Origin of the sequence: Streptomyces sp. NPDC096132, from assembly GCF_044763345.1 — a bacterium.
Lineage (GTDB): Bacteria > Actinomycetota > Actinomycetes > Streptomycetales > Streptomycetaceae > Streptomyces.
In genome coordinates this window covers 484581-496420 of the sequence record NZ_JBIWGA010000005.1, presented here as the reverse complement: position 1 = coordinate 496420, position 11840 = coordinate 484581, and the positions used below count along the sequence as shown (strand labels likewise).

Annotated in this window: 10 protein-coding genes; 4 read left to right on the top strand and 6 right to left on the bottom strand. The window is 71.8% G+C overall.

Annotated elements, in window-relative coordinates; genetic code table 11:
• Positions 1-44 precede the first annotated feature (44 nt).
• Complete coding sequence (locus ACIRF9_RS15465) at positions 45-2390, bottom strand: ATP-binding protein (protein ID WP_403821102.1); 2346 nt, start codon at positions 2388-2390, stop codon at positions 45-47.
• 301 nt (positions 2391-2691) lie between these two features.
• Between ACIRF9_RS15465 and ACIRF9_RS15460 the strand changes: the two genes are divergently transcribed.
• Positions 2692-4062 (top strand): M14 family metallopeptidase, encoded by a 1371-nt coding sequence (locus ACIRF9_RS15460; RefSeq protein ID WP_403821099.1) that lies wholly within the window; start codon positions 2692-2694, stop codon positions 4060-4062.
• Here ACIRF9_RS15460 and ACIRF9_RS15455 read toward each other — a convergent pair.
• On the bottom strand, positions 4059-4613 hold the full coding sequence (locus ACIRF9_RS15455) for a hypothetical protein (RefSeq protein ID WP_403821096.1): 555 nt from the start codon (positions 4611-4613) through the stop codon (positions 4059-4061). The genes ACIRF9_RS15460 and ACIRF9_RS15455 overlap by 4 nt on opposite strands.
• Before the next feature lie 691 nt (positions 4614-5304).
• On the opposite strand from ACIRF9_RS15455, the gene ACIRF9_RS15450 reads away from it, so the two are divergent.
• The gene (locus ACIRF9_RS15450; RefSeq protein WP_403821093.1) at positions 5305-5688 is read left to right on the top strand and encodes a zinc ribbon domain-containing protein; all 384 of its coding nucleotides are present in this window, start codon (positions 5305-5307) and stop codon (positions 5686-5688) included.
• On the opposite strand, the gene ACIRF9_RS15445 is transcribed toward ACIRF9_RS15450, so the two are convergent.
• The 3 genes from ACIRF9_RS15445 to ACIRF9_RS15435 are packed head-to-tail and all read right to left on the bottom strand — an operon-like array spanning position 5654 to position 7931.
• Entirely contained in the window at positions 5654-6064 is a 411-nt protein-coding gene (locus ACIRF9_RS15445) for a RidA family protein (protein WP_403821090.1), read from the bottom strand. The two genes, ACIRF9_RS15450 and ACIRF9_RS15445, sit on opposite strands and share 35 nt — an antisense overlap.
• Positions 6061-6831, bottom strand: a complete 771-nt coding sequence (locus ACIRF9_RS15440; RefSeq protein WP_403821087.1) for an IclR family transcriptional regulator — start codon at positions 6829-6831, stop codon at positions 6061-6063. Before ACIRF9_RS15440 ends, ACIRF9_RS15445 begins: the two co-directional genes overlap by 4 nt.
• Positions 6828-7931, bottom strand: coding sequence for a sugar kinase (locus ACIRF9_RS15435; RefSeq protein WP_403821084.1), 1104 nt, complete (start codon positions 7929-7931; stop codon positions 6828-6830). Before ACIRF9_RS15435 ends, ACIRF9_RS15440 begins: the two co-directional genes overlap by 4 nt.
• 88 nt (positions 7932-8019) lie before the next feature.
• Here ACIRF9_RS15435 and ACIRF9_RS15430 point away from each other — a divergent pair, with 88 nt between their 5' ends.
• Complete coding sequence (locus ACIRF9_RS15430; protein WP_403821081.1) at positions 8020-9339, top strand: amino acid deaminase; 1320 nt, start codon at positions 8020-8022, stop codon at positions 9337-9339.
• 13 nt (positions 9340-9352) lie between these two features.
• Positions 9353-10963 carry an amidohydrolase family protein gene (locus tag ACIRF9_RS15425; RefSeq protein ID WP_403821078.1) on the top strand — a complete coding sequence of 537 codons (1611 nt, stop codon included), beginning with the start codon at positions 9353-9355 and terminating at the stop codon, positions 10961-10963.
• A gap of 32 nt (positions 10964-10995) precedes the next feature.
• Here the strand turns inward: ACIRF9_RS15425 and ACIRF9_RS15420 are convergent, their stop codons facing one another.
• A complete protein-coding gene (locus ACIRF9_RS15420) occupies positions 10996-11838 on the bottom strand; it encodes a serine protease (protein ID WP_403821075.1) in 843 nt (280 codons plus the stop codon).
• Between the last annotated feature and the right edge of the window lie 2 nt (positions 11839-11840).

Genomic DNA, 11840 nt, shown 5'->3' with positions numbered 1-11840 from the left:
GCGGTCGCGCGGGTGCGGGCTGGGGCTTTCCGGCGGTCCGGGTGTCAGCGTTGGGCCGTCACCCAGGCGGCGATCTGGCTGCGGTTGCTGAAGCCGAGCTTGCTGAGGATGCGTTCGACATGTCCTTCGGCGGTGCGGCGGGCGATCACCAGGCGGTCGGCGATCTGCTGGTTGGCGAGTCCCTCGGCGACGAGTTCGGCGACCTGGGCCTCGCGGCGGGTGAGGCGGACGGTGAGGGCGGACGGGTCGTCGGGGTGTCCCTCGGGGAAGGGGGGCCGCTGCCCGGGTTCGTCGCCCCCGGCGTCCAGGACGTGGGCGGCGAGTTCGGGCAGGGCGAGGGCGGCGCCGCGGTCGTACGCCCGGCGGAAGGCGGCGGGGCCGATGGCCTCGCGGACGCGTTCCTCGGCGGCGCGGCGGGTGGCGTTGAGGCAGGCCGAGCCCCAGCGGTCGCGGTCCACGTCGGTCCAGGCGCGGTCGGCGCCGCCTAGCAGCAGGGCCGCGCGGTGGTGGGCGGCGCGGTCGGTGGCGATCCGGGCCAGCAGATCGAGGGTGAGGCCCAGGCCGACGACGTCGTGGACCGCGAGCTTGAGGCGCAGCGCCTCACGGGCGTGCTCCTCGGCCGGCTCCGCGTCCCCCTTCACGGTGTGGGCGAGGGCGAGGATGCGTTCCACGTACGACAGCACCCACTGCTCGCCGTGTGCCGCGCACAGCCGGCGGGTCTGCTCGCAGACCTCGATGGCCTCGTCGGCGCGGCCCAGGAAGGCCAGGGCGCAGGCGAGTTCGACGTGGTCCAGGCCGAGCAGGCTGAGGTGCTGGCCGGGGGCGCGGCCGCGGGCGACGGCGGTGCGGAAGTGGGTGAGGGCGCCGGGGAGGTCGTCGCTGAAGAGGCGTATGACGCCGATGGCGTACTCGGCGTGGGCCGCCTCGGCCAGGTCGCCGAGGCGGTGGGCGAGGTCGCGGGCCTCCTCGGCGCGGCGGCGGCCCCGGGTGAGGTCCTCGGGGCAGCCGGCGAGGAGGCCCGCCGTCCAGAGGGCGCGGGCCCGTTCGGGGGTGGGGTCGGGGTTGGCGTCGAGGGCGCGATCGAGCCAGTAGCGGCCCTCGCGGGGGGCTCCGCAGGCGTGCCAGTAGAACCACAGGGTGCCGGCCAGCCGGAGGGCGGCGTGGGCCTCGCCGGGGGTGGTGAGGCTGAAGTCCAGGGCGGCGCGGAGGTTGTCGCTGTCGGCGCGGAGGCGGGCGACGATGTCCGGCTGGCCGGGTCCGAACCACTCCCGCTCGCAGCCGGCGGCCCGGTGCTGCACCCAGTCGCGGTGCCGGGTGCGGGCGGCGCGCTCCTCCCCCGGGGTTTCCCGGAGCCGCTCCAGCCCGTAGTGCCGCAGGCTGTCCAGCAGCCGGTACCGCAGCCCGCCGTCCGGCCCGGTCTCCCGGCACAGCACGGACTTGTCGACGAGGCCGGCGACGGCGTCGAGGACGTCGTGGAGGTGCAGCTCGTCCTGCGCGCACACCGCCTCCGCCGTCTCCAGGTCGAAGCTTCCCGCCAGCACCGACAGGCGTGCCCACACGACCTGTTCTCGCTCGTCGCACAGTTCGTGGCTCCAGTCGACCGCCGCCCGCAGGGTCTGGTGGCGGGGCAGCACGGCCGGGCTGCCGCCGGTCAGCAGGCGGTAGCGGTCGTCGAGGCGGGCCAGGAGCTGGTCGACGTCGAGGACGCGCATCCGGACGGCGGCCAGCTCGATGGCGAGCGGAAGGCCGTCGAGACGGCGGCAGAGGCGGGCGACGGAGGAGCGGTTCGCGGCCGTCAGCCGGAAGCCGGGCACGACTGCCGCCGCGCGGTCGGCGAAGAGCGCGAGGGCCGGGTAGCCGTCGGCGGCGGTGAGGTCGCCGTCGGGGTCGGGCACCGGCAGCGGCCGTACTTCCATCAGGTGTTCCTCGGTGAGTCCGAGGCGATGGCGGCTGGTGGCGAGGACGCGGATGCCGGCCGTGCCGTGCAGCAGGGCGCCGGCCAGGGCGGCGCAGGCGGGGAGCAGATGCTCGCAGTTGTCCACCACCAGGAGCAGTCGGCGCTCCCGTACGCGCTCCACGAGCGCCTCCAGCGCCGGGCGTTCGGAGTAGTCGTGCAGGCCCAGCGCGTCGGCCACGGCCAGCGGGACCAGGGCCGGGTCGCGCAGACCGGAGAGGTGCACGAAGCGGACGCGGTCGGGGAAGGCGCGTTCGACCCGGGCCGCGATCCGGCCGGCCAGGCGGGTCTTGCCCACACCGCCCGGGCCCGTCAGGGTGACCAGTCTCGCCCTGGCCAACAGTTCGCGCCCTTCGGCCAGTTCGCTCCGCCGGTCGACGAAACTGGTCGTCTCCACCGGCAGGTGGCAGTCCCGGCGCGGCGCTGATCCGCCCATGATCAGCCAGTCCTCTGGGGGGTGCGTTCGTGCGGACCCTCAGGCTTCCCCGGGAGGTACATATATGCACCTCACCCTCACTCCCACGGGTGCACTTCACCGAGGACTGCTCGCCGCGACACGCCCATGCGTACACTGCGCCGCCGATTCGCCGCCGCTTTCCGCATGATTCAGGCCAAGCGACTCTTTGTCGCATCTTGACCTGACCATGCCAACCCCGGACCATGAGCGGCACTCGCACCGCCGCACACAGCAAGCGCACAGCACGACCCCCCACAACACCTCCCCACAAGGAGAGTTCATGCGACTTCGCATCCGCGGCTCAGGCGCAGGCGCCATCCGCGCCCGCAGCGGCAGACGGACCGCTGCCCTCGCCGCCCTGCTGGCCCTCGCCCTCGCGGCACCCCTCTCGGCGACGGCCACCGACGCCTCGGCCGACAGCGCGCCGAAGGCGTCCTCCTCGTCCGACGACATCCGTCAGTACGAGATCCACGTCGACCACAGCACCCCCCTGACCCGTACCGCGATCGCCCAGTCGGGGGTGAGCGTCGACGAGGCCGACGAGGAGACCGTGGTCGTCTCCGGCCGGGCGGACCAGATCAGCAAGCTGCGCGCCCAGGGGTACGAGGTCACCCCGGTGGGCACCGCGCCCAATCGCCTCGCCGAGGACGAGGTGCGGCTGTTCGACTTCCCGTCGGCCGACTCCAAGTACCACAACTACGCCGAGATGACGGCGGAGATCGACCAGCGCATCGCCGCCTACCCGAGCATCATGAGCAAGCGGGTCATCGGCAAGTCGTACAGCGGCCGGGACATCGTCGCCATCAAGATCAGCGACAACGTCGGCACCGACGAGGCCGAGCCGGAGGTGCTGTTCACCCACCACCAGCACGCCCGCGAGCACCTCACCGTCGAGATGGCCCTGTACCTGATCCGCGAGCTGGGCGCCGGCTACGGCTCCGACTCCCGGGTCACCAACATGGTCAACGGCCGCGAGATCTGGATCGTCCCCGACCTCAACCCGGACGGCGGCGAGTACGACATCGCCACCGGCTCCTACCGCTCGTGGCGCAAGAACCGGCAGCCCAACTCCGGTTCCTCGTACGTCGGTACGGACCTCAACCGGAACTGGAACTACAAGTGGGGCTGCTGCGGCGGCTCCTCGGGCTCCACGTCCTCCGAGACCTACCGGGGTACGGCGGCCGAGTCCGCGCCCGAGGTGAAGGTCGTCGCCGACTTCGTCCGCAGCCGGATCGTGGGCGGCAAGCAGCAGATCACCGCGGGGATCGACTTCCACACCTACAGCGAGCTGGTGCTGTGGCCGTTCGGCTACACCACCGCCGACACGGCGACGGGCATGACGGCCGACGACAACGCGGCGTTCAAGGCGGTCGGCCAGAAGATGGCCGCGAGCAACGGGTACACCGCGGAGCAGGCGAGCGACCTGTACATCACCGACGGGTCGATCGACGACTATCTCTGGGGCGTGCACAAGATCTTCTCGTACACCTTCGAGATGTACCCGGCGTCCAGCTCCGGGGGTGGGTTCTACCCGCCCGACGAGGTGATCGAGCGGGAGACCTCCCGGAACCGGGACGCGGTGCTCCAGCTGCTGGAGAACGCCGACTGTATGTACAGGTCCATCGGCAAGCAGACCCAGTACTGCAGCTAGTCGGCGTCCTTGACGTCGGCCGTCTCGTCCTCGGCCGTCTTGTCCTCGGCCGTCTCGTCCTCGGCGTCGCCTTCTTCGAAGTAGGCGTCGAGGACCGCGTCCAACTGGTCCTCCCACTCCTTGAAGCGCGCCCTGGCCGTCGCCTCGACCTCGATCGGGTACCAGCGGCGGTCAGGGGTGTGCACCGTGATGGTGAACCGCTTGCCGAAGCGCGGCGCCTCGGTCTCTATCGCGCCGATCTCGTCCCAGCGGAACTCGCACGCCTCCTCGTCGAGGCGGAGCCGGACGCCCTTGGCGTCGGCGGTGATCCGCGCCCGGCGGTCGGAGGCCTCGAAGACGGGACCGTCGGAGGGCTCGTCCTCGGCGGGGGCCTCCCCGGCCTCGGCGGCCGGGGTCTCGGCGACGGCCTCGGTCTCCTCGACCTCGCCGGCCGGCTTCGCGTTCTCCGGCTCCGCTTTCAGGGGCGACGAGAGCCCGGGGATGAACGCCGGGTCGAATCCGGCGCCCTCCAGGGGCTTGCCACTCGAATCTATCCGCTGCTGCTGCTCCACAGCGCGAAGTATGGTCGAAGATCCTGTGCCGGACACAGCCAGCCCCTATTTCGTTACCGGGATACGGAAGACTCCGGCGTTCGTGCCCCTTATGGCGACCAAGTGCACACGCATCACCGAAACAACCGGTACGCCCAATCTTTGATCGTTCTGGTCATTCGCGAGACCCATCATGCGACTGCCTGCGACACCGCAGGCAAGCGCACGCGGCGGGGCTGCCGTATGCGAAGTCGGCAGAACTTTCCCGGCTGCGCATCACCCAGGCCAAGCGCACCGAGGAACGAGCCTGGCTCGCCGACGTGTCGGCGGTCGTCCTGCAACAGTCCCTGCGCGACCTGGACACCGCCTACAAGAACTTCTTCGACTCGGTCAAGGGCAAGCGGCAGGGCCGCCAGGTCGGCCGAGGACAACGGCACGGTGTACGTGGCCAAGGTCGGCAACCTCAAGGTCAAGTGGTCTCGCCGACTGCCGGCCGCGCCCACGTCGCTGACCGTCACCAAGGACAACTCCGGGAGGTACTTCCTCAGCTTCGTCGTCGACACAGAGCCGGACATCCTCCCGGAGGTGATGGCAGAGTCCGATATCGACCTCGGCCTGTCCGCCTTCGCGGTCCTGTCCGACGGTATCCGGCCTCGGCCGCACCCGGCTCGCCAAGTCTGTACACGACGCGGGATGGTCCGCGTTTGTCGGCATGCTGACGTACAAGGCGGTCAAGCACGGCCGCACCTTCGCCAAGGTGGACCGCACTTTCCCCTCCTCCCAGGTCTGCTCGGCCTGCGGATTCCGGGACGGGCACAAACCGTTATATGTCCAGAAATGGACGTGTCGGGAATGCGGCACGGTCCACGACCGCGATCACAACGCAGCACGGAACGTCCTCTTCGAGGGACGCCGTATCGTCGCCAGCGCGTTGAAGCAGGAAGCCCCCGGAAGGGCCGCGCGCCCGGGCCGGAATCCCTGGACTCTGGTCCAGGGAGCACGTCAACGGAGACCTACAACGGAGTGCCGCCGTCGTACGGCGTGCGGGAGGTGTGGGGGCGTCAGCCGAGGACGGCCAGCGCGTCGATCTCGATGAGGAGCCCGGCGGGGAGGCCGACGTAGACCGTCGTGCGGGCGGCGGGCGGGGCGGTGAGGGCCTGCTCCTCGAAGTAGGAGTTGTAGATCTCGTTCAGCTCGGGGAAGTGGGCCGTGTCCGTCAGATAGACGCGGATCATCATCACGTCGTCCCAGCTCGCGCCGCCCTCCTCCAGGATCGCCTTGACGTTGGCGAGGGTCTGGAGGGTCTGCTCGCGCAGGGTGGGGCCGGCGGGGGTCGGGGGCTTGCCCTCCTCGGCGGGCAGGAAGCCCACCTGGCCGGCGACCTGGAGGATGTTCCCCTTCCGCACCCCGTGGGAGAACTTCGCCGGCGGGGTGGTGTGCGTCTTCGGGGTGAGCGCGATCTTCTCGGTCACGGGGTGTCCTTCACGTCCTTCACTGGCGTTCTTCCGGAGTACTCGCCGCTGATCGCGTCCGCCGTACGGCGCACCAGCGGGCGGAGGGTGAGGAGTTCGTCGGCGGTGACGACGACGTTGGGCGCGGAGACCGACATCGCGGCGACCACCCGGCCGTCGGCGCCGCGGATGGGGGCCGCGACGCAGTTGATGGACTCCTCGTGGCCGCCGAGGTCGGTGGCCCATCCCTGTTCCCGCACCTTCTCCAACTCCCGCAGGAAGGCGGGGGCGTTGGGGGTGGAACGGGCCGTGTAGAGGGGGTAGTCGAGCTTCTCGGCGACCGCGCGCCGCTCGGCCTCGGGCAGGTCGGCGAGGAGCAGTTTGGCGACGGCGGCGACCGTGATGGCGACCGGCTTGCCGATCCGCGAGTACATCCGCACCGGGTAGCGGCTGTCGACCTTGTCGATGTAGAGCACCTCGCCCTCCTCGTACACGGCGAGGTGCACGGTGTGCCCGCACTGTTCGTTCAGCCGTACGAGGTGGGGGTGGGCGATCTCGCGGACGTCGAGGTTCTCCATCGCCTCCTGGGCGAGGGCGAAGAGCCGGGCGCCGAGGCGGTAGCGCTGGTCGGACTGGCGGTAGACGAGCCCGTGTTCGTGGAGGGTGCGCAGCAGCCGCAGGGCCGTGGACTTGTGCACGCCGAGGCGCTCGGCGACCTGTCCGAGGTCGGCGGGGCCCTCGGCGAGCAGCGGCAGGATGCTCAGGGCGCGGTCGACGGTCTGGCTCATGGGGTGCGTACCTCCTCCGGGGCCGTCGCGGCTTGCGTCCAGCCGGGGCCGAGTCGAAGTGTCCCCCACGCCCGGTCGTCGAGGGCGACGAGGCGGTCGGCGTGGTCGATCCAGGAGGGACGCGGCGGAGCCGCTCCGTGGGGGGCGGTGGTCGGGCGACGGGCGGGCGGGGGGACGGCGAGGTCGCCGGGGACGGTCAGGGCGGCGGCGGCCATGAGGTGCCCGTGCCGCAGCCGGTCCCGCACGGGCAGTCCGCGAAGGGTCGCGGAGAGGAATCCGGCGGCGAAGGCGTCCCCGGCGCCGACGGCGGCGACGACGTCGACGTGCGGGGGCCGGACGAGGGTCACCGTGCCGTCCCCGTCCTCCAGCCCGCTCGTGTCCCTGTTGAACGCGGTCGCGCCCCCCTTGCCCTGCTTGACGACCACGGTCTCCACTTCGGGCAGCGCGTCACGTACGGCCCGCGAGCCGGGCAGGCCCCACACCGCGCGAGCCTCGTCGTCGCCCACGAACACGAGGTCGGCGCGCCGGGCCAGCTCCAGCAGGACCTGGGGGCCGTCGCCGTCCCGCCAGAGCCCGGGTCGGTGGTTGACGTCGAACGAGACGAGCGGCCGGCCGGGACGCGGCTCGGTCAGCTCCCACAGCAACTCCCGGCACTCCGGCGACAGCGCGGCCGTGATGCCGGACAGGTGCAGGATCCGACCGGCCCGTACGGCATCGAGGTCGACGGAGTCGACGGACATCGCGGAGGCCGCGGACCCGGCGCGGTAGTACGCCACCTCGTGGGCGTCGGTGCCCCGGTCCCCGGCGGTGCGGAAGTAGACGCCCGTCGGGCGGTCGGGGTCGCGCCGCACGGACGTCACGTCCACCCCGTACGCACCGATGGTCTCGACGAGGTGGTCGCCGAACCCGTCGGCCCCCACCCGGCTGACCCACCGCACCGCGTGGCCGGCGGCGGCCAGCCCGCACGCCACGTTGGACTCCGCGCCGCCGATGGCCCGGTCGAAGGAGGGCACGTCGGCGAGTCGGCCGGGCCGGGTGGGCAGGAACGTGACCATGGATTCGCCGAGCGCGACGACGTCCACGACGTCGGGGGCATTCACGATGGTCGTGGCTCCTCGTGGAGGGGGGAGGGTCACGGCGGCTCCATTGACCCGGCATTGCCGTGGATGTTAGACAGCGGTAAGCGATATGCGCAATGAATGTTGCACAGAATGCAACAGACCCGATCAGGGAGGCCTCGTGTCCGGTACGGAAGCGCTCGCCCGCCTCGCGGAGGAGGAAGTCGACCACCGCTTCAAGGGCCTCCCGCCGGACGCCGACGGCCTCACCGTCGCCGAGCTGACCGCCCAGCGCCGCAACCTCTTCACCGGCGGCTTCGCGACCCCGGTCCTGGCCCTGTCCGCCGAGCGCCTGGAGCACAACCTGCGCCTGATGGAGACGTACGCGACCCGCCACGGCCTCGCGTTCGCCCCGCACGGCAAGACGACCATGGCGCCCCGGCTCTTCCAGCGGCAGATCGACTACGGCGCCTGGGGCATCACCCTCGCCGTCCCGCACCAGGTCCGTGTGGCCCGGGCGTACGGCGTGCGGCGGGTGTTCCTCGCGAACGAGGTCGTGGACCCGGCGGCCCTGCGCTGGATCTCCGGACAGCTGGACGCCGACCCGGACTTCCGTCTCGTCTGTTACGTCGACTCCGTGCGCGGCGTCGAGCTGATGGACGCGGCCCTGACCGGGGCGGCCCGGCCGCTGGACGTCGTCGTCGAGCTGGCGGCCGGCGAGGGCGCCCGTACGGGCGTGCGGACGGAGGCGGAGTGCGCGGCGGTCGCGGACGCGGTGGCCGCCGCCACGACCCTGCGGCTGGTCGGGGTCGCGGGGTACGAGGGCGAGGTCCCGCGGGCGGACTCCGAGCGGGTGCGGGCCTGGCTGCGCCGGCTGGTGGCGCTCGCCGTCGACTTCGACAAGGCGGGGCGGTTCGCCGGCGTGGAGGAGATCGTCGTCAGCGCGGGCGGCAGCGCCTGGTTCGACGCGGTCGCCGACGTCTTCGCCGAGATCCCCGGCCTGACCGCCCCCGTCCTGAAGCTGCTGCGCTCGGGCGCGTACGTCTCGCACGACGACGGCCACTACCGGAAGCTGACCCCGTTCAACCGGGTGCCGGAGGAGGGCGCCCTGGAGCCGGCCTTCCGCCTGTGGACGCAGGTCGTCTCCCGCCCCTCCCCCGACCAGGCGTTCGTCAACGCGGGCAAGCGGGACGCCGCCTACGACCTGGACCTGCCGTTCGCCCAGGTGGTCCGCCGCGACGGCACGGAACGCCCGGCCACCGGCGTCTCGGTCACCGCCCTGTCCGACCAGCACGCCTGGCTGCGCACCACCGACGAGGCGGACCTCCGGGTGGGCGACTGGGTCGGCCTGGGCCTGTCCCACCCCTGCACGTCCTTCGACAAGTGGCCGCTGATCCCGGTCGCGGAGGCGGACGGCACGGTCGTCGAGTACATCCGTACGTTCTTCTGAGCGGAGGCAGGGCATGGAGGACCTCGTCATCCGGGACGCGGACGTCGTCGACGGCACCGGCGCCGACTCCTACCGCGCGGACGTGGTGATCGACGACGGCAGGATCGTCGCGATCGTCCAGGAGGCCGCGGCTGCGGGCTGCCAACGCCCGAAAGCCGTAAGGGAGCTGGACGCGGAGGGGCTGGTCCTCTCCCCCGGCTTCATCGACATGCACGCCCACAGCGACCTCGCCCTGCTGCGCGACCCGGACCACAGCGCCAAGGCCGCGCAGGGGGTGACGCTCGAAGTCCTGGGCCAGGACGGGCTGTCGTACGCCCCGGTCGACGACCGCACCCTCGACGCGGTCCGCCAGGCCATCGCCGGCTGGAACGGCCCCGGCGACGACATCGACTTCGACTGGCGGTCGGTGGGCGAGTACCTGGACCGCCTGGACCGGGGCATCGCGGTGAACGCGGCCTATCTGATCCCGCAGGGCACGGTCCGGGCCCTCGCCGTCGGCTGGGAGGACCGCCCGGCCACGCCCCGCGAGCTGGACCGGATGCGGCAGCTGGTGGCGGAGGGCATGGAACAGGGCGCGGTCGGCCTGTCGTCCGGCCTGACGTACACGCCCGGGATGTACGCCGAGGACGCCGAACTGACGGAGCTGTGCCGGGTGGTGGCCCGCCACGGCGGCTACTACTGCCCCCACCACCGCTCGTACGGGGCGGGCGCGCTGGAGGCGTACGCGGAGATGGTGGAGCTGACCCGGAAGGCGGACTGCCCCCTCCACCTGGCCCACGCCACGATGAACTTCGGCGTGAACGAGGGCCGGGCGCCCGAGCTGCTGGCGCTCCTGGACGAGGCGCTCGCCGCGGGCGCCGACATCACGCTCGACACGTACCCCTACACGCCCGGCTCGACGACTCTCGCCGCGCTGCTGCCCAGTTGGGCGAGCGAGGGCGGCCCGCGGGAGGTCCTGCGCCGCCTCGCGGACGACGCGACCGCCGAGCGCATCCGCCACGACCTGGAGGTGACCGGCGCGGACGGCTGCCACGGGGTGCCGGTGGACTGGGACACGATCGAGATCTCGGGCGTGACGAGCCCGGAACTGGGCGACTTCGTCGGCCGTACGATCCAGCGGTCGTCGTCCCTGCGCGGCGAGGCCCCCTGGACGACGGCCCGCCGTCTCCTGCTCGACGACGGCCTCGGCCCGACGATCCTCCAGCACGTGGGTCACGAGGAGAACGTGCGGGCCATCATGCGCCACCGCGTCCACACGGGAGGCTCGGACGGCATCCTCCACGGCGCCAAGCCGCACCCGCGCGCGTACGGCACGTTCCCGCACTACCTCGGCCATTACGTACGGGAGTTGGGCGTCCTCTCGCTGGAGGAGTGTGTGGCCCACCTGACCGGCCGCCCGGCGGCCCGGCTGCGTCTGCCCGACCGGGGTCTGGTCCGCGAGGGCTTCCGCGCCGACCTGGTCCTGTTCGACCCGCGGACGGTGGCGGCGGGTTCGACGTACGCCACCCCGCGCACCCTCCCGACAGGCATCCCGCACGTCCTGGTCGACGGCCGTTTCGTCATCGAGGACGGCCGCCGCACGGATGTCCTGGCGGGCCGGGCGGTCCGTCGCAGTCCCATGTGACGGAACGCCCGCGCGGTCCTACGGCCTGCCCGTCACGGCTTGGGCAGCACGCACGCGCTCGCGCTCAGGTTGAGCTGGTTGCCCGTCGTGAAGCAGGCGGGGATCTGGTAGATCTCCTGGGCGTAGTTGATGCCCTGGCGGACGGTGACGGTGCCGGTCTCACTGACCTCGCAGGGGTTGTTCACCGTGCAGCTCTCGCCGTCCTCGTTGCCGGTGTTGTTGACGGCGACGACCTTGCCGGTGGACTGGTCGATCACCGGCGAGCCGGAGGTGCCGCCGATGGTCTGGCAGGCGGAGGTGTAACGGACCGAGTCCTTCCAGGTCCAGTCGCCCTCCTTCAGGCGGTACGCGAACCCGTCGATGCTGCAGTTGTAGAGCCTCTTCCAGTAGCCGGACGCCACGGTGATGGCGGTGCCGGCGGTCGGGTGCGTGTCCTGCACGGTCAGCGCGGAGATCCCGTACGAGTTCTTGATCGTCGCGTAGGTGCTGGTGAGCTGGTAGATCGACACGTCCGTGTCGGTCATCGTCGCGTAGGCGAGCTTGCTGGCGCGCAGGGTCGCGACGCGGGTGCCGGAGGAGTTGAGCAGCCCGAAGGTCCGGGTGGAGGTCTGGTTGGTGAGGACCTCGCCGGGGTCCAGGAAGCCGGACGTCAGGCAGTGGCCGTTGCTGAGCACCAGCGCCGGGTCGGTGTCCAGGGAGTTCGGGAAGCGGATGACCGATCCGGAACAGTTGCTGAGCGCCACGGTGCCGGCGAGGTTGACGGCCTGCAGCGTGGGAGCGGCCGCCTCCTTCGCGTCGGGCGCCGCGACCGCGGGTGCCGCACCGGCCCCGGCGATGGCCAGGGCGAAAACGGCGGCAACGAGAGGCTTTCTCATGT